This is a genomic window from Bacillus sp. S3, from assembly GCF_005154805.1.
GTDB lineage: Bacteria > Bacillota > Bacilli > Bacillales > Cytobacillaceae > Neobacillus.
Map to the genome: position 1 here is coordinate 2,648,459 of NZ_CP039727.1, position 17,413 is coordinate 2,665,871.

The 17,413-nt window shown below is 39.8% G+C and carries 17 protein-coding genes and 2 pseudogenes; 7 read left to right on the forward strand and 12 right to left on the reverse strand.

What is annotated here, in order from left to right:
• The first annotated feature begins 10 nt into the window (after positions 1 to 10).
• From FAY30_RS12675 to FAY30_RS12685, 3 genes are read left to right on the forward strand one after another with little or no spacing between them, the layout of a single operon-like run.
• A complete protein-coding gene (locus FAY30_RS12675) occupies positions 11 to 544 on the forward strand; it encodes a sigma-70 family RNA polymerase sigma factor (RefSeq protein WP_149870218.1) in 534 nt (177 codons plus the stop codon).
• A 3-nt stretch (positions 545 to 547) separates the two neighbouring features.
• Positions 548 to 955, forward strand: coding sequence for a PadR family transcriptional regulator (locus FAY30_RS12680; protein WP_149870219.1), 408 nt, complete (start codon positions 548 to 550; stop codon positions 953 to 955).
• Between the two features lie 7 nt (positions 956 to 962).
• The gene (locus FAY30_RS12685; protein WP_149870220.1) at positions 963 to 2,243 is read left to right on the forward strand and encodes an FtsW/RodA/SpoVE family cell cycle protein; all 1,281 of its coding nucleotides are present in this window, start codon (positions 963 to 965) and stop codon (positions 2,241 to 2,243) included.
• Positions 2,244 to 2,352: 109 nt separating this feature from the next.
• On the opposite strand, the gene ppsA is transcribed toward FAY30_RS12685, so the two are convergent.
• Positions 2,353 to 4,953, reverse strand: a complete 2,601-nt coding sequence (ppsA, locus tag FAY30_RS12690) for a phosphoenolpyruvate synthase (protein WP_149870221.1) — start codon at positions 4,951 to 4,953, stop codon at positions 2,353 to 2,355.
• 268 nt (positions 4,954 to 5,221) lie between these two features.
• Here ppsA and FAY30_RS12695 point away from each other — a divergent pair, with 268 nt between their 5' ends.
• Positions 5,222 to 5,521, forward strand: a complete 300-nt coding sequence (locus FAY30_RS12695) for a replicative helicase loader/inhibitor (RefSeq protein ID WP_149870222.1) — start codon at positions 5,222 to 5,224, stop codon at positions 5,519 to 5,521.
• Between the two features lie 134 nt (positions 5,522 to 5,655).
• Positions 5,656 to 5,985 carry a spore coat protein gene (locus FAY30_RS12700; protein ID WP_149870223.1) on the forward strand — a complete coding sequence of 110 codons (330 nt, stop codon included), beginning with the start codon at positions 5,656 to 5,658 and terminating at the stop codon, positions 5,983 to 5,985.
• 155 nt (positions 5,986 to 6,140) lie between these two features.
• On the opposite strand, the gene FAY30_RS12705 is transcribed toward FAY30_RS12700, so the two are convergent.
• The 10 genes from FAY30_RS12705 to FAY30_RS12750 form a co-directional block, all read right to left on the reverse strand.
• Positions 6,141 to 7,181: a potassium channel family protein gene (locus tag FAY30_RS12705; RefSeq protein ID WP_223820999.1), complete on the reverse strand. Its 1,041-nt coding sequence runs from the start codon at positions 7,179 to 7,181 to the stop codon at positions 6,141 to 6,143.
• Between the two features lie 125 nt (positions 7,182 to 7,306).
• The gene (locus FAY30_RS12710) at positions 7,307 to 7,540 is read right to left on the reverse strand and encodes a hypothetical protein (RefSeq protein WP_149870225.1); all 234 of its coding nucleotides are present in this window, start codon (positions 7,538 to 7,540) and stop codon (positions 7,307 to 7,309) included.
• 22 nt (positions 7,541 to 7,562) lie between these two features.
• A complete protein-coding gene (locus FAY30_RS12715) occupies positions 7,563 to 7,796 on the reverse strand; it encodes a hypothetical protein (protein WP_149870226.1) in 234 nt (77 codons plus the stop codon).
• A 12-nt stretch (positions 7,797 to 7,808) separates the two neighbouring features.
• The gene (locus tag FAY30_RS12720) at positions 7,809 to 8,042 is read right to left on the reverse strand and encodes a hypothetical protein (RefSeq protein WP_149870227.1); all 234 of its coding nucleotides are present in this window, start codon (positions 8,040 to 8,042) and stop codon (positions 7,809 to 7,811) included.
• A 221-nt stretch (positions 8,043 to 8,263) separates the two neighbouring features.
• Complete coding sequence (locus FAY30_RS12725; protein WP_149872693.1) at positions 8,264 to 8,941, reverse strand: SOS response-associated peptidase; 678 nt, start codon at positions 8,939 to 8,941, stop codon at positions 8,264 to 8,266.
• Positions 8,942 to 9,064: 123 nt separating this feature from the next.
• Complete coding sequence (treR, locus tag FAY30_RS12730; RefSeq protein ID WP_149870228.1) at positions 9,065 to 9,778, reverse strand: trehalose operon repressor; 714 nt, start codon at positions 9,776 to 9,778, stop codon at positions 9,065 to 9,067.
• Between the two features lie 13 nt (positions 9,779 to 9,791).
• Positions 9,792 to 11,459 carry an alpha,alpha-phosphotrehalase gene (gene treC, locus FAY30_RS12735; RefSeq protein WP_149870229.1) on the reverse strand — a complete coding sequence of 556 codons (1,668 nt, stop codon included), beginning with the start codon at positions 11,457 to 11,459 and terminating at the stop codon, positions 9,792 to 9,794.
• Positions 11,460 to 11,540: 81 nt separating this feature from the next.
• The gene (treP, locus tag FAY30_RS12740) at positions 11,541 to 12,965 is read right to left on the reverse strand and encodes a PTS system trehalose-specific EIIBC component (RefSeq protein ID WP_149870230.1); all 1,425 of its coding nucleotides are present in this window, start codon (positions 12,963 to 12,965) and stop codon (positions 11,541 to 11,543) included.
• A gap of 633 nt (positions 12,966 to 13,598) precedes the next feature.
• Positions 13,599 to 14,789, reverse strand: a complete 1,191-nt coding sequence (locus FAY30_RS12745) for a M14 family metallopeptidase (protein WP_149870231.1) — start codon at positions 14,787 to 14,789, stop codon at positions 13,599 to 13,601.
• Between the two features lie 75 nt (positions 14,790 to 14,864).
• Positions 14,865 to 15,257, reverse strand: a complete 393-nt coding sequence (locus FAY30_RS12750; RefSeq protein ID WP_149870232.1) for a thiol-disulfide oxidoreductase DCC family protein — start codon at positions 15,255 to 15,257, stop codon at positions 14,865 to 14,867.
• Positions 15,258 to 15,395: 138 nt separating this feature from the next.
• Here FAY30_RS12750 and FAY30_RS12755 point away from each other — a divergent pair.
• Positions 15,396 to 16,463 (forward strand): annotated as a pseudogene (locus FAY30_RS12755) (NAD(P)H-dependent flavin oxidoreductase); the annotation flags it as partial.
• 189 nt (positions 16,464 to 16,652) lie between these two features.
• On the opposite strand, the gene FAY30_RS27840 reads toward FAY30_RS12755, so the two are convergent.
• A complete protein-coding gene (locus tag FAY30_RS27840; RefSeq protein WP_263315354.1) occupies positions 16,653 to 16,787 on the reverse strand; it encodes a hypothetical protein in 135 nt (44 codons plus the stop codon).
• A gap of 71 nt (positions 16,788 to 16,858) precedes the next feature.
• On the opposite strand from FAY30_RS27840, the pseudogene FAY30_RS12760 reads away from it, so the two are divergent.
• Positions 16,859 to 17,287, forward strand: a pseudogene (locus FAY30_RS12760) (phosphatase PAP2 family protein); the annotation flags it as partial.
• Between the last annotated feature and the right edge of the window lie 126 nt (positions 17,288 to 17,413).

The following is a 17,413-nucleotide window of genomic DNA, read 5'->3' on the forward strand; positions in this document are numbered from 1 at the left end:
GGGGACAAACGTGGAAGAAATGACAGCAGTTGTGCTAGCTACAGAAGATAAGGAAGCACTTATTGATGAAATGATGACCAGGTATGGACAGGAGATTTTGCAGCTGGTTTATTCTTATGTAAAAAATAAAGGCTTGGCCGAAGACCTGACCCAGGATATATTTATTAAATGTTACAAATCACTTCATACATATAGTGGAAAATCAAAGCTGCGGACGTGGCTGTGGCGGATTGCGATTAATCATTGCAAAGACTACCTGAAGAGCTGGTATAACCGAAACGTCGTCACGACAGATGAGGAACCGGCAAACAGTCAATCGAAAAAAGAAATGGTCGAGCAGGTCGTCATCCAAAAGGAAGAGGAGGATGAACTGATTGCCGCCATTATGACGTTGCCGATTAAATATCGGGAAGTGATTTATCTTTTTTATTATGAGGATTTACCGATAAAGGAAATCGCTGTGCTCACTGATACCGGTGATAATACGGTTAAAACAAGAATGAAGCGTGCGAAAGAACTCTTGAAAAAACGATTGGAGGCATAGTTCATGGAGGATCGTTTAAAGAATTTAAAGAAATCAATGGATCAAACTGCATTTTCACAATTGAATTTTACCGACCAGCACCGTAAAGACATTCGTGAAAAAATCAATAAACAGAAAGACAATGAAGAAGATATATTCCTAGCAATCATGCAGCTTCTTGTCCAGGAAAAAACGGGCTTCGAATTGGCACAACGTTTACGGGGACGCGGCATCCGGAAATTCGAGGATAACGAAGGATATCTCTATATTTTGCTCCATCGAATGGAACAGAACCAGTGGATACAAGCAGCCTGGGACAGATCGAATACAAAATATTACCGCATTACTGTTAAAGGTAAAAAGGTACTGCAAAAAGCTGCAAAAAAACAAACGAAAACACGATTTGAGCTTAAAGAATTGCTTGAGGGGTGAGACAAACGTGGCGAATAAAAAAACTATTTTCTTAAATGAAGTGACCGGACAAATTAAATCGAAGGAAGCTAAGAAATATGTGGCAGATGAATTAGGTTTTCACCTGAAGGAAGCAAAGAACCTATGGATGGGAAAAGGACTCTTAGAAGCAGAGGCCGAAGAAAAGGCGATTGAGCAGATGGGCAGCCCGACCAAATTGGGGATCCAAATGAACAAGCTGCACAAACCAAAGATTGATTGGTTCACCCTAATCCTATTGATTACGACCTTAGGACTTGGATTTTTACCGATCGTTTCACTTTGGAATATAGACGAACGATATTTCTCAGTCAGTAAGACCATCATGGTTTTATTAGGAGGTGCCGCAGCATTAGGAATGATGGCAATCGATTATCGTAAATGGAGAAATCGTGGATGGTTGTTTTATTCTCTAGGGATCCTCTTCCTAATTGTGATTAGGACTTTTTCCAACACTACGATTAATGGTGTTCCATTGTTAAGAATCCCGTCGATAATTACCTTAGAAAGCTCCATGGCTTTACCATTCTTTTTCCTTGCCTGGGCTTCGTTTTTTACAAATGAAAGGCTCAAAGTCTGGCAATTTTTCATTTTGTTTTTCCTTCCATTTTTCTTCTTCTTTACCGTTCCAAGTACACCCGTCATTTTTATGTACACGGTCATGGTATTCGTGATGATATGGTGGAGTAAATATAGTTATAAAAAAATTGGGAGTATTTTTGGAATCATGGTTAGTGGTTTCACCCTATTCGGGTGGATGGCGTGGCAATGGCAATACCTTAAAATGTATCAAATGGAAAGATTAATGGCCTTTATAAACCCGGAGGAATATTCGAGTGGCGCGGGATACCTGGTATTGCGTGTGAAAGAATTAATGACTGAAGCAGGGTGGTTTGGACACCCGGTGAATAAGGAATTTATCCCGTCCGCACATACAGATTTTGTTTTTGTAAGCTTAACTTATATTTACGGCTGGCTTTTTGCGGCTGCCTTAGTTTCCATTCTTTCCTTATTTATGGTTAGAATCATTGCCATTTCTTTTAAGATTCAAGACTCATATGCAAAGCTTCTTTTGATTGGTGCAGTTACATTATATGGTGTTCAGTTGGCCTGCAACGTTGGCATGGCACTAGGGGTTTTTCCACAAACGTCCATTTCATTGCCATTTATCAGTTATGGGCTGATGCCCGTTTTGTTAAATTCCTTTTTAATCGGGGTTGTGTTAAGCGTGTACCGGCGCAAGGATTTCCTCTCACACCGAATTGTTTGATTATACGTCAAAAACATCCGTCAAGGTGGTCAAATGGAAAGATCGTTAGACACCGCTCCGGTATCCACTGGAGCGGTGCTGCTATTTTAATTCTGAAAGTTTTCCGCTATTACAATAGTTCGATATATCCTTCTGTTCCGTTGACAAGAATTCGTTGTCCATCTTTTATCAGTTTCGTGGCATTTTCCACTCCTACTACTGCAGGTAAGCCATATTCACGTGCGATAACTGCTCCATGGGTCATCAGACCGCCGACTTCAGTGACTAGTCCTTTTATCGATACAAACAATGGTGTCCAGCCGGGGTCAGTAAAGGAGGTTACTAATATATCTCCATCTTCTAAATCAACATCTTCCATGTTTAAGATAACACGTACTCGCCCCTCTATAACTCCAGAAGAAACAGGCAGACCTAAAATCGCTTCGGCTGGGAGATTTTCTCGTTTGTAATTACCTGCAATGATTTCACCATCAGACGTGATTACACGTGGGGGAGTTAATTTTTCATATAATTTGTACTCGTCTTTCTGTTTGTTAATGACCTGGTAATCCAGTTTATTTGCACGTACGGCCTCCCGGAATTCTTCAAATGTGAGATAGTATATATCTTCTTTTTCATGAATAATACCCGCTTGCACGAGTTGCTCTGCTTCTTTCAGTAATGCCTGCTTATAAACGAAGTAGCGGTTAATCATGCCGTATTTTGGATATTCACGATACCCAATGAAATTTCGGATTTTGTCAATCATTCGTTTTGTTTCTTTGGCCTTTTGTTCACCATCAGGTAATGGTTTCAATCGGTCTACTAACTCCTGTTCTTTTTCCAATGCAAAACAAAGCCCTTGCTCAAATTTGCGCTTGCCAGCATTTGGTTCAAAGTTTTTGATGTTACCAAGAATCATGGGGACAAGGGTAATTGGTTTTTCACTCCAACGAGTTTTCGTGATATCGATTTCTCCGGCACATCGCATTCCATATTTGTTGAGAAAAGCATGGAAAGCGTTTCTCGCTTCCTGTCCACCATCAAACCGAACCAATTCATCCAAAAAGTTATCATCTTTTACTTGTTGTAAATAATCAATGATTTCTGAATAGGGCCGAATTACATCGGCGACATCCAATAGCGCCAGACCCATTTCCGAAGTTATATTGTTAGGTACAGATTGGGAAAGCGTGTCTGCTGCGTTTTTTTCACCCAACCACTCCTCCATTTTTTCGTTGATCCATGTTGAAGCATTTATAGCAGCCATAAATACAGCTGAACTTTGTGGGTCAAATAAAATCTTCTTTAATTCCTGAATATCTTCTAGAATAAAATCAAATAAATCTGATCCTGATTTCGTTTGGATGTTTTGTTTTAATTCCTCAATGGATGTTTGGCTACGCTTAATCAAATCAGAAACAATTGATGGATTGTTTTCGATTTGTGCCAGCATATCTGTATTGCCTCTGCTGGGACTCGGTGCTTTATTATCACTTGGTAACGGTTTTTTAAAATCTCCTCGCTTAAGTGTGTTCATAAGTGCGTCTTTCATGAGCGGATCGTGTTGTCCCATGGCATTTAATAAAATGTTTCTACTGACAGGTGAAGCCAGTTGTTGTGTGACATCCACAAACAACCTTCCACCAGCTTTCCTCATTGGTGCAGGAGTAGTTAACAGGTAAAAAGACAATCCCAATGGTTTAATGGGGTCTGTCATCATCTGCTGATGGCCGACAGATATAAAGACGCGGTTTTCTTGATCATTCGCTTCAGGGATGGGAAAAAGAGTCGTGACTGGTCGGCTTTGGAGAATATAAAAGATATCATCAACCAAACACCATTCGATATCTTGCGGACAACCAAAATTAGCTTCGATCTGTCTTCCAATGCGTGCCAATTGTAAAATTTGCTGGTCAGTAAGTGTTTGAATCTTTTGCCGATCATGATCGATTGGCACGGTCTCTGTACCGCCTTCTTTTCGTGCATTGATAACTAATTTTTTGGTTGCTATCATTTTTTCCACGATTTTATCTTCCTGAACTTTATAACAATCGGCAGATACCAAGCCAGAGACCAGTGCCTCTCCAAGTCCAAAACTCGCATCGATTGATAGCAGCTTTCGATTAGAGGTAATCGGATCAGCGGTAAATAATATCCCTGAAGCCTGTGGGAAAACCATCCTTTGAACGATAACGGATAAATAAACTTGACTGTGGTCAAATCCATTTTGCATACGGTAGATTACCGCCCGATCCGTAAATAGGGAAGCCCAACATTTGCGGATATGCTGTAAGATTGCTTCTTTGCCGATGATATTTAAATAGGTGTCATGTTGACCAGCAAAAGAGGCATTCGGTAAATCCTCAGCAGTCGCACTAGAACGCACGGCATAAGCATGTTCCTCGCCAAATCGGGAGAGATAATGAGTAACTGCGCTTGCAACATCGGAAGGAATTTCTACTTCCATAAGGATTTGTCGAATCTTCCTGCTGATTTCTCCAATTTCTTCTCGATCTTCCACTTCTAGCATAGTAAGCCGATCCAACAATGCATGATACGTCTTGTTTTGTTCGATGGATTTTTGATATCCCACTGTTGTTACACAAAATCCTTCTGGTACTTGAATTCCTTCAATTTTTGATAATTCCCCTAAATTTAACCCTTTCCCGCCAACGAGCGAAACCTGCGCTTTGTCCATTTCCTGAAAACCGAGAGCCAAAGAACTCATTCTACATCTCTCCTTACCATGAATGTTCTTTTGATTTTAGCAGTAGTAAATGAGAATAAAAAGTCTATATTAACCATTTTTTACATGCTATAATTAAATTAGGAAGAGTTCCAAAAATAGTTTAACCTTGATATAGCAATTAAAACGCAGGATGAATTGAAGTGTAAATTCATCGTGCGTTTTTTTGTGTTCACGTCATGTTTTTATGCTCTTTTCTTTTTTTTGGGCTAGACTAGAAACTGTTAATAAAAGGTAAAGGGGTTAGTAAATGACCAAGCATGAGGTGTTCAAAATATTGGTGTTGATTGAATCTGTTTACCCGTCTTTTGTTACGAAAGATGATACCGTTCTTCAATGGTTGGAATTTGGCAAGCAAATGGATTATCACCAGGTAATGAAAAACGTACTAACACATATTCGGAAAAGTCCATATCCACCAACTATTGCAGACATTATTGAAGGTAAAGTAGAAGTTATCAAAGGAAGCGGCCAAATCCAAATGGAAAGCTGGAGATCCATACCGGCTTGGATGATGGAATATACACTGAAGCAGGATGTACAAAATTGAGTAGCACAAGAAGGATTGAAAATATTTAGCGATTGTCACCAACATAGTTTAGCAAAATTCAGGACTCCTGCCCATGCCTTTTTATGGTTTCAACATACTCTAGACTGTAACCTATATAAAGGAGAGATGCTCAAATGAACGATATGAGACAATTTGGTGCAGGTATGGGAGGATTTCCAGGCGTGGGTGGATATAGCGGATTGGGATTGAGTGGATTCCCAGGCGTGACTGGATATAGCGGTATGGGAATGGGTGGATACCCAAGTTACGGTGGATATGGCGGTATAGGAATGGGAGGATACCCTGGATATGGTTGGCATGGCGGCTGGCATGGCGGCTGGGGTGGAGGATTCCCTGGTCACGGCTGGCATGGCGGCTGGGGCGGTGGATTCCCGGGTCACGGCTGGCACGGGGGCTGGGGTGGAGGATTCCCTGGTCACGGCTGGCACGGCGGCTGGGGTTGATTCCCAGGCTGCATAGGGGCAACACCCATTTACCTTAATTGGAGACAGAATATAGAATTTTATATGTCATAATGAAAAAAGCCTTGGTCATTCAAGGCTTTTTTCTGTGAGAATGAATTTCTTAAAACAGAAAGGATTCTGTCTTTCAACTCCCACTAATTTGATTTTAATTGTGAGAGGGTGTCTTTATCACAAATAACGAAGAGCTGTGCGGTATCTGGGATGTGGTCGTCTAGTTTTTGATTAATGTGAAGGTCGCCGCGATCGGCAACAAGTGTGGCCCCTTTGTTAAGCAAATCTACGAAGGCATCACGATAGGTTTGCCATTCGGCTTGTTTTGGAATTTCAAACACGGATTCTCCATACTGGGTGCTCAACAGTTCTGAATACATATGGGTAACACCAGGCGAGAATAAAGATCTAACGGCTGCATGGGAGATCATTTCCTGTGTAGGAATAAATTCATCTACATTCACATGCTTGAATAGGGGGATATGGCATTGATTAATTACTTCGGCGGTCACATGAATATTTTTATTATATTTTTCTTCCAGTGTCGTAATCGCAGTCGCAATTAATAATGTTTTCCCATCCACAAGCAGCGGATCTTTCGTTGCAAAATTATCCTGCGTGATTTGATCAGCAAAAATAATTACACCTTTTGCTTTCGGTAAATTTGCTTGAAGGAGAATATCTTCATTCGTCGCATCACCATGAACATAATGGAGCCGTTCGTTGATTAATGGAGATTTTTCCAAAACATCAATAATAACAATATCAATCTTTTTATCTGATTTAAAAATTTCATCAATGGCTAATCTGGACTTCGCATTCCATCCAACCAAAATGATATGATTTTTGCCAGTATATTTCATTTTTCCTCCGAGTTTCAATTTATCGATAAAATAGACAGAATCAATAATTTTTCCAATAAAGACACTGACAAGGGCAATACCTGTGATATAAAGAATAATGGTATAGAACTTACCTGTGTTGGTAACTGGGGTATAGTCTCCAAACCCTACCGTTGCAAGGGTAGTGAGCACCCAATATAAAGAGGTTAAAAAAGATTGAAATGTTTTAGGCTCAATCCAATAGATCGTAAAAGCGGCCAATATGATATATAAAATGAAAAATGGAAAAAAGATTTTATTCCGAAGTTTCACTAAGTAATAGAGCCATTTTTTCAAATGCATTCCCACAGATATGCATCCTGCCTTTCATGTGAACGAATACCCTTATATTTCCCAAATGGTGCCAAAAAATCAGTATTATGTAATAACCCATAAAAAAAACCCATCACCACTTGGGGATGAGGTAATTAAATGAAACTGTTTTTTGCGGTCCAGCTGTCACTCATGTCAGAATCGTATATATAGGAAATAGGGATAATCATCGGGACAAAATCACCATTTTGTTCACCATAGCCTTGGTTTCGTTTATAGGAAACGAACTGGTCAATAAACTGGTTTGGTCCCATATTCATCACGGAGCCATGATCGAATACATTGACCTTCAATGCCCCCAGATTGACAACCATCGGTGCAAAAATCAACTATATCACCCCTAGAAAATCATTAAATAATACTATTTTTCGCTGAATTACTATCTGATACATCAGGGTCTACAACCCATGAGATAGGGATGTTTACAGGGGATAAATCACCGTTTTGTTCGCCCACGCCTTGGTTTCGTTTATAGGAAACAAACTGGTCAACAAATTGATTGGGTCCGAGATTAATGAACGAGGAATTATCCACTGCGTTTACCTTAAAACCTAAAAAATTGATCGCCATTGGTGCGATATTCAATACAATCACTCCCTACACCTGATTTATTTTTATCGAGGGGATATCGATGATTTCTTCATCTAAAACAATGTGAATGGGAACAGCCGTAATAGATAAATCCCCAAATTGCTGGCCAAAGCCTTGGTTTTTTTTCCCGGCAACATTGATTCCTTTTAAAAAGGCAGAGCCAACCGAAACGGCACTTTTATGATCTGGGCTGTTAATTTTCATACTGCCAATATTGACATTAGTTGGGATAAAAAACATGTTAATCTCCTTTCAAAAAAAGGCCGTTAGTAAGCATTTTTATTAATATATTCCTATGAACGGATATTAAGACCACACGCAAAACAACTGCCTATCAATCAAAAAAAAAGAAAGTGGTGTAAACCACTTTCGAAAGAAGGAAAACTTTTATGGGTAATAACATGATATGTCATAATTGGACGTGCATGTAGTGAACATGTCCATTTTGAAATAAAAGGGCGCTAACAAATTTTATTAATTAGCTCAATTGTATTATTTTTAGGCGAGTTAACTAAGGTTGAAACTTCATAGGTCTCCATTAAATGGTCGTCATACGGGACAAATAATGATTTTAATAGGGAGGGGTCTGGGGCTGACGGATTGAGCCATGTTTGTTCATCTTCAAGCTTTAAAATGACGGGCATCCGGTTGTGAATATCCTTCATCAAATCATTAGGGCCGGTTGTAATGACAGAACAGGTGTAAAGCGTTTTTCCATCCGGAGTCTTCCAACCCTCCCAAATTCCTGCCATGGCAAACATTTCATCTGACTTTAATTTGATTCGCATCGGTGTTTTGCTTTTATCCTCATGGCGCTTCCATTCATAGAAGCTATCCGCAATGACAAGACAGCGCTTCTTTTTGAAAGCATTTCGAAAGCTCGGTTTTTCTGATAAGGTTTCGGCTCTGGCATTGATCATTTTATTGCCAATCGACACATCCTTCGCCCATGGAGGAACTAAGCCCCATCTTAAAAATCCCATTCGATTTGACCTCCCGTCATTAATTACGGCAAGTACGGACTGGGAAGGGGCAATATTATAGCTGGGGGAATAAAGCTCTTCCTCCATAAACGCTTGAATATCAAATCGATTGATGATTTCTTCAATGGTTGCTGTTAGCGTAAATCGGCCGCACATATTTTTCACCTCATCCATTTGTTACAATTATTTTAACAAAATTTTCTCCAAAACACATTTATCTATTTCCATAAGAGTGTGAAAAGAGGAGGCCCAGCAGGGGCTCCTCTTTGGAAGTTTGTTTTAACGTGCTCTTCGGGCGAAGTCGACAAAACGGAATTTATCGGGTCTGTGCCGTGATTCTGTGTACTGAAAGAGGGTGGCATCGTCTAAGTACACTTGGTTTTTGATGACAACGACATTATGAAAACCTTCTAAATCCAAAAGCATACGGTCTTCATCGGTTGGCTCAGCCACGGTAATTTCTTTTTTAGCAAAACTGATGGTCAAGTTCAACTCATTTTCCAGGTATTGGTAAATTGAGTCGGCACAAATCTCTTCTGTTAAAGAAGGGACGTACTTGTTCGCAAGAAAATCCTTATCTAAAATAATTTTTTCGCCGCCCATTTCTCTTGTACGAACGACCTTCCATACTTGATCTTTCCCGCCTAGCTGAAGCTGCTGCCGTATAAATCCATCAGGTTTAATTAACGAGAGTTCATTTACAATTGTTTTTGGTTTTTTGCCCATTTTACTTGCCAATTCTTTGAAGCTGACTAAGCCAGAAACAGGAAAATCAAATTTGCTGATGTCGATGACAATCGAACCTTTCCCTCTAACTTTTTGAATATAGCCATTTTGTGAGAGCAGATTTAATGCTTTGCGAATCGTTTCCCTCGAGGTATCGAACTGATCTTTTAATTCGTTCTCAGAGGGGAGAAGCGTCTGCGGCGTAATTTCGCCGCTTTTAATTTGCTCGACTATGCAGTTATAAATGGTAAGGTATTTGTTTGTCATAGAGATTCTCCGTTCATTTTTTCAAGTGGTACACGATGGATTCATAGGGCCGGAGAAGAATTTCTCTTCCTAACTGGGCAGAATCCTCATAGTTAGAGAGTAACATCTCGCTCGTAAAATCATCAAGGTTTAAATGTGGAAGGAGGATAACTGTATTCTCCTTACCATAAAAATTGTTAATGATCAGTAATTTTTCTGAATCGGCGTTTCTGATAAAAGCAAAAATCTGTTCATCTTGATCTAGAATAAGCTCATAATCCCCATTAGTAATGATATCATAGCTTTTTCTTAATTGAATTAACTTTTGATAGTGATAGAAAATGGAGTCTTGATCCTGTACAGCCGCTTCGGCATTAATTTTTTTATAGTTTGCCGCCGTTTGAATCCAAGGGGTTCCGGTCGTAAAGCCGGCATTCCTGCTTGCATTCCATTGAATCGGAGTTCTTGAATTGTCACGGGATTTTTGTTTAAGTATGTCAAGAATCTCATGTTCCTGCATTCCTTCTTGCTTTTTGATGGTAAACATATTTAACGACTCAACGTCACGGTATTCCTCAATAGAGTTAAAGTTCGGGTTCGTCATCCCGAATTCCTCTCCCTGATAAATATAAGGCGTTCCCTGCATCATATGGAGGGCTGTGGCCAGCATTTTGGCAGATTCTTTGTGATACTCTTGGTCATCACCAAAACGGGAGACCACCCGCGGCTGATCATGATTACACCAGAAGAGGGCATTCCAGCCGCCGCCTTGATTCATTTCAACCTGCCACCTGGACAAAATATCTTTTAAAGCCTGAAAATCAAAATCAGCTTTTGTCCATTTATCTCCGTTTGGATAATCCACCTTCAAGTGATGGAAATTGAAGGTCATATTCAATTCCTCTTGCTCCGGATTGGTATAACGGATGCAATTATCAATCGAAGTAGAGGACATTTCACCAACGGTCATAATGTCATAGCGCGAGAAAACTTTCTCGTTCATTTCATGTAAAAACTCATGAATTCTCGGTCCGTCTGTATAAAATTTCCGTCCATCACTGTCATCTTGCGGGAATTGCCGGTCTTTTGAAATTAAATTAATGACGTCCAAACGGAAGCCATCGACACCTTTTTTCAGCCAAAAATGCATCATTTCGTATAATGCCGCACGGACTTTTTCATTTTCCCAGTTTAAATCAGCCTGTGTTACATCGAACAAATGCAGATAGTATTGTTCAGTTTTTTCATCGAACGCCCAAGCAGATCCGCCAAATTTAGATTCCCAGTTTGTCGGCGGCTCGCCGTTTTGGCCGTCCTTCCAAATATAGAAGTCGCGATAAGGATTGTCCTTAGAGGACTTTGCCTGTTGGAACCATTCATGTTCAGTTGATGTATGATTGATGACGATATCCATGATGATTTTTAGACCGCGTTTATGGGCTTCATCTAAAAGCAGGTCGAAGTCATCCATTGTGCCATAATCCTCATGAATCGAATAGTAATCGCTAATATCATAACCGTTATCACGCTGTGGAGATTTGTAAATAGGAGTAAGCCAAATGACATCTACTCCAAGTTCTTTTATATAGTCTAGTTTTTCAATAATCCCTTGTAGGTCGCCGGTCCCGTTTCCGGTTGTATCTTGAAAACTTTTTGGATAGATTTGATAAACAACCGCTTTTTTCCACCATGCTGTTGACATTTCAAACACCTGCCTATTTATTTTAAGTACTCTAATGTGGAAAAGGAGGGAGTGGGTCTCCCTCCTTGATGGAGTGTACATTTACTTTTTAAGTTTCAATTTTTTAACACCTGTTTTTGCAAAAATAGTCGTTAAGATGAATGGCACCACAATCGAAATCAACATACAGATTGCAAACATAGCCATATGTTTTGGCTGAATCGAAAGAATCCCAGGGAGACCGCCGACACCAATCGAGTTCGCCATTACACCGCTTGCAACCGATACAACGCCTGCAATCATAGAACCAATCATCGCTGCTAAGAATGGAAAGCCATATTTAAGGTTAATCCCAAACATAGCCGGCTCCGTTACCCCTAGGTAACATGAAATCGTCGCAGGAATGGAAACTTGCTTTTCTTCTTCGTTTTTACGGTTGATAAAGATCATTGCTAGAACGGCTGAACCTTGCGCAATATTGGAAAGGGCAATCATTGGCCATAGGTTTGTTCCACCCAGTTCACTCATCAATTGAAGGTCAATTGCGTTTGTCATATGATGTAAACCAGTTATGACAAGTGGTGCATACGCAAATCCGAAGATAGCAGCGAATAACCAGCCAAATGCAGAAGTTAAGCTGGAATATACGACATGAGAGATTCCAGAACCAATAGACCAGCCAATAGGACCCAAAATAGTGTGGGCAATTAATACGGTTGGAACTAAGGCTAAAAATGGTACAACAATCATGGAAATGGAATTTGGTACGATTTTACGTAATCTGGTTTCTAGGAAGCCTAATACGATTCCTGCTAAAATGGCAGGGATAACTTGGGCTTGATAGCCAATCATTTTAATTTGGGCAAAGCCAAAGTCCCACACTGGAATTTCCTTTGCACCTGCAACGCCGTAAGCATTTAATAATTGCGGTGAAACTAAGGTGATACCAAGGACGATACCTAGTATTTGAGACGCACCCATTTTTTTCGCAACAGACCAGGTGATCCCGACAGGAAGGAAGTGGAATATCGCTTCACCAATCAGCCATAGGAAGGCGTGAACACCGGCCCAGAATTGTGAAACTTCGACGATCGTCTTTGTGCCGTCATCCAATAGCTTAATATCACCGATTACATTTCGGAAACCAAGGATTAAACCACCGACAACAAGTGCTGGAATTAATGGAGTGAAGATTTCAGCCAGGTGACCCATCATGCGCTGAAGCCAGTTCTGATTTTGCTTAGCTGCAACTTTAGCTTCTTCTTTTGACGTACCATCTACACCGGCAATTTTGACAAATTCATTATAAAAGCTTGATACTTCATTCCCAATGATGACTTGGAATTGACCTGCTTGGGTAAATGTACCCTTTACGAGTTTCATCGACTCAATTTCTTTTATATTTGCTTTGTTTGGATCATTTAAAACAAATCTCATTCTTGTGACACAGTGGGTCACGGCTGCGATGTTTTCCTTACCACCAATATGTTCCAGTAGGTCTTTTGAAGGATCTGTATACTTGGACATGTTTCTTTCCCCCTATAATGGGATTACTCCCGGTTTTTAGCCGATAGGAAAGTAAAACTTTCCCATTAGGCATAAGTGCAACTAAGCGTCTGTCTTCACCCTAACGGGCTAGCCAATCAGCAAGTTTTCTTTATCTAATTTTTATATACAGCTATGGGCACGTTTTCATTTGAAACGGGTGCTTGTATATACAAGTTTTGGTTACGGTTTCATTTTAACTTGTATATACATGTATGTCAACCAAGAAATATTTATTCTTTTGTTTTGGGGAATTCCTATGACCTTTTCAATTCAAGTTTGTTCCTATGTCTTTCGAACCACTTTTTCCCTTTACAGCTTTAAACTATTGAATGAATTTTGAAAAGGTGCTAAAATGGGAATGTTTAAATTCTTCTGAGTTTAGACCTCCTAATTGTGGGAACCTAGCCTGGACCGCTAAGTTCTCGTTTAAACCTTTGAATCGTATTCAAAGGTTCTTTTTTTGAAAAAAGACAATGTACGATAAAGTACAAGTTATTATGATAATAGACAGGAAAAAGGAGGCCAAATCAGATACCGGCCTCCTTTTTTAGTGATATAAGATTTTCATGTTTCGGCTTTGAGAATTGTCCAGCGCGCTTGCGCTTTTCTTTTCTACAAATATAGTCCTGCTAAGAATATACCTAGTGTTTTTTGATAGATTTCATCAAATTGTGAGATTGGAAGGGGATTGACGCCTCTGCCAATCTCAACGGTAAAGCCCGGCCGCCGCCAGTCCTGGATAAACCAGTCCTTGAAACCAGCATAACTTTCAATTGTTTTGACTGGCTCGTAGCCACTGACCCTGCTAAATTCTTTCACGATGACTTCAGATTCCGGTGGTTCGGCATTTTCAAACCCCCAATAAATCACTTCACCCTGTGTATGGAAGGCTAGTACTCTCGTAAAATCTCGTTTTTTTGTCAGTTCGGCCATAGCGATTGCTTCGGGCTCGGATAATGGCTTTTCGCCGCCATAATCCCTTGGGCCCGGCTTGTCGGGGTTTCTCGCTTTCTCTAATTCCCATTTCGCCGGAAATTGGTCATTCAGGTCGACACCTCTTATATTTGCCTTCCATCCTGAAAAGTCCATGCTGCCTTTATTGTATTCAACTACTCGCTGTTTCCATGGTTCATTGGCAGGAGGTCCATGTAAGACTAGATCCACTCCATCGGGATTTACCATTGGGACAATTGATAATGTGTTTTGCTGATAAATAGGAAAGGTGGATAGACCGCGAATAGTATTTTGATTTGTTAAAGAAAGTAAATAGTCATTTATAAAGGTCATGAGGACGGGTGTGGTAATCCATTCATTCGCATGAAATGAAGCGTTATAATGAACCTTTTTACCACCGGTACCAATGAGGATTTCTGAAATGGTTTTTCCTAAAACTGTATTCCCTATTGTAGAGACTTGCAAAAACGGATAGACTGCCTGCAGCCGTTTGATATCATTCAGCAACAATTTGTAATCGTAGTTTTGTCCGCCATGCACTAATCTCCATGTAATCCGGAGTGGAACTTTAATGATCTGGCCTGTCTTCAAATTATTTGGGTTTATGTTAGGGTTAACCAAAAGAATCGCTTCAAGTGGAAGATGGCGATTTTGGGCGATTTTCCATAATGTGTCACCATGGCGAATCTGGTATTCTTGGGCAACAAACCCGGGAATCCGTACCTGCTGTCCAATGTTGAGGCTGTTCACTTGAATCATTCGATTCGAATCAATGATAAGCTGTAAATTGATTTTAAATAATTGACTGTAATGCCATAAAGAATCCCCGCGCCTAACAAAAATATCCATTTTTTTCCTCCTGGCTGAGTAAAATAGTATTACTAAAAAGGTATGCAAAAGGGAATAAATTATTAGTTGGTAGGTTTATTCTAAGAATCTGTTTTTCCATTCCGGGGATGGGAGGAGGCAGGTTTCTTTTTTTCCGAACCATTTATAGCGGTTTTTCGCAATGATATTGTAAAGGGTGTCGCGAATAATTGGAGGGATAATGAAGAAAATCGATACCAGCTTCCAAGCTCCATTTAATTGTTTTCCAACACGTAAAGCTGCACTTGATTTCATATGAATTTTTTCATTCTCAATGAAAATAAAACTGTTTAGGTTTGTCTTTAGACCATATTTTTCTAATAACTCTTGACCGGATTGTCCTTGGAGAGAGGCAAATTTAAATTTCGCCTTAGGATCCCTCTTAATAATAAATTGCACGCTGCTATTGCAAAGATTACAAATTCCATCAAATAAAATTATCCGTTCCACACTATCACCAGCTTTTTCAGTAAGTTATCCTTTATTTAAAATTATTGCATTGTCAAAACTTAATTACAATAAATGATGATTGAAGAAAGTCTCAATTTTATAAATTATAACAACGAATGGGGAGTGAAAAGCATGTAGAAAAATGAGTTAACCACATTATTTAACATAAATTATCCAATCATTCAAGCACCGATGGCAGGTGGACCGACAACCTCTGAATTAGTTGCTGCTGTTTCAAATGCAGGCGGGTTGGGAGTGATAGCTGCAGGATACTTAAGTCCCATGCAATTACGTAACCAAATTTCTCAGGTACGAAAGTTAACGGATAAACCATTCGGAATTAATGTATTTGTTCCTGCAAATTACACGGCAGATACTAGCAAACTCCGAAAAGCTAATGATTTATTAAAACCAATGTGGGAAGAATTTCAGATTATTGAAGTACCGGTCCTTCCAACCTTTGAACAGGATCTAGATATCTTCGAGCAGCAGATTAATATAATAATGGAAGAAAACATTCAAATTTGTTCCTTTACCTTTGGAATCCCGTCGCAAGAAATGGTAACGAAACTTAAAAAGAATTCGTCTTTTTTGATAGGAACTGCTACGACGGTTCAGGAAGCAATCATGATTGAAAAGGCAGGAATGGATGCAGTAGTCGTCCAGGGAGCTGAAGCGGGCGGGCATCGCGGAACATTCATTGGGAAAGAGAATCAAAGCCACATTGGATTAATGTCACTCATTCCACAGGCTGCCGATGTAATCAGCCTGCCGCTTATTGCAGCAGGCGGCATAATGGACGGCAGGGGAATCATGGCTGCAAGATGCCTCGGAGCTCATGCCGTGCAAATGGGTACTGCTTTTCTTGTTTGTGATGAGAGCGGGGCAAACACTCTTCACAAAGAGGCGATTATGAAGGCATCAGAAGACCAGGTGGTATTGACCAAGGCATTTTCAGGTAAATTAGCCAGGGGCCTTCATAATCGCTTTATCGAAGAAATGAAACCATATGATGAAGTTCTCCCGGCATATCCCCTGCAAAATGAACTAACGAAGGGAATTAGAAAGGCATCTGCAGCAGCCGGATCCATCGAATATATGTCGCTATGGTCAGGACAAAGTCCTAGATTAGCAAAACCATTAACCGTTCGCGAATTAATGAATAAGATTATTGGGGAGGCAGAAAACCTACACCAAAGACTATAAACAAAAACCATTCCAAACGAATAAATGTCCGCCTTGAGCGGACACTGTCCACGGACGGTGCCTGACACCAAAATATGTATTTTCATTGTAGTTATGGTATTATTAAATGGGTTTGTCTATTTTGTCTATTTATCTCATATTATTCAAGTTTATCCTTTTTAAGGGGAGGGGTGGTTGTGATTAAAATAGTTAGAAAAACTCCCTATTTGCTATTTTTGTTGGTGATTCCGCTTCTTGCTGTGGTTTACCAATTTTTAAATAATCGATCACATAAAGCGGTTGATATTTCAACGGCGTTGGATCAATCAATTCCATTTTTGCCAATCTTTATCCTCCCGTATATTCTTTGGTATGCTTATATTTTTTGTTATTAGGTTTACTTTTGCTTTCAGGATACAAAGATATACCTCAAAACCTTATTAATGATTGTCATCGCCGAGTTGATTTGTTTTGTGATTTACTTCCTTTTCCAGACGACAGTCCCAAGGCCGGCACTAACCGGCGACGATTTCCTAACTAATTTAGTGCAGTGGATTTATATGAATGATCGTCCATTTAATTGTTTTCCAAGTATACATGTGCTGACAACTTTTGCCGTTATGCTTGCATCGCTCCACATCAAAAACAAACACATCCTAAACACCTTATGTATCCATATCTCAGGTTCGTTTATAATCATTTCAACTCTTTTTGTTAAACAGCATGTTATCTTTGATATGATTGGATCTATGTTCTTAATTACCTTTCTGTATGGAATCACATTTGAATTACTGTCTTTCCGTTTGAGGGAAAAATCAGAAACTGTTTATGTGAAAAACAAATAGACTTTGATTTTTTAAGAATGACTATTTTATTAATTGGCTCTGTTAAAGTTCATTGTTGACTTTTTACCACTGTTGATTGGAGCGGAAGGCGCGAGACTCCTGCGGGAGCAGCGGGACAGGTGAGAC

What these genes read in the sequence shown, in the direction of transcription:
- treR (WP_149870228.1), bottom strand. Translation starts at nt 9,778, where the DNA reads ATGACAAACAAATACCTTACCATTTATAACTGCATAGTCGAGCAAATT.
- FAY30_RS12700 (WP_149870223.1), top strand. Translation starts at nt 5,656, where the DNA reads ATGAACGATATGAGACAATTTGGTGCAGGTATGGGAGGATTTCCAGGC.
- FAY30_RS12745 (WP_149870231.1), bottom strand. Translation starts at nt 14,789, where the DNA reads ATGGATATTTTTGTTAGGCGCGGGGATTCTTTATGGCATTACAGTCAA.
- FAY30_RS12680 (WP_149870219.1), top strand. Translation starts at nt 548, where the DNA reads ATGGAGGATCGTTTAAAGAATTTAAAGAAATCAATGGATCAAACTGCA.
- FAY30_RS12705 (WP_223820999.1), bottom strand. Translation starts at nt 7,181, where the DNA reads ATGCATTTGAAAAAATGGCTCTATTACTTAGTGAAACTTCGGAATAAA.
- ppsA (WP_149870221.1), bottom strand. Translation starts at nt 4,953, where the DNA reads ATGAGTTCTTTGGCTCTCGGTTTTCAGGAAATGGACAAAGCGCAGGTT.
- treC (WP_149870229.1), bottom strand. Translation starts at nt 11,459, where the DNA reads ATGTCAACAGCATGGTGGAAAAAAGCGGTTGTTTATCAAATCTATCCA.
- treP (WP_149870230.1), bottom strand. Translation starts at nt 12,965, where the DNA reads ATGTCCAAGTATACAGATCCTTCAAAAGACCTACTGGAACATATTGGT.
- FAY30_RS12720 (WP_149870227.1), bottom strand. Translation starts at nt 8,042, where the DNA reads ATGTTTTTTATCCCAACTAATGTCAATATTGGCAGTATGAAAATTAAC.
- FAY30_RS12725 (WP_149872693.1), bottom strand. Translation starts at nt 8,941, where the DNA reads ATGTGCGGCCGATTTACGCTAACAGCAACCATTGAAGAAATCATCAAT.
- FAY30_RS12695 (WP_149870222.1), top strand. Translation starts at nt 5,222, where the DNA reads ATGACCAAGCATGAGGTGTTCAAAATATTGGTGTTGATTGAATCTGTT.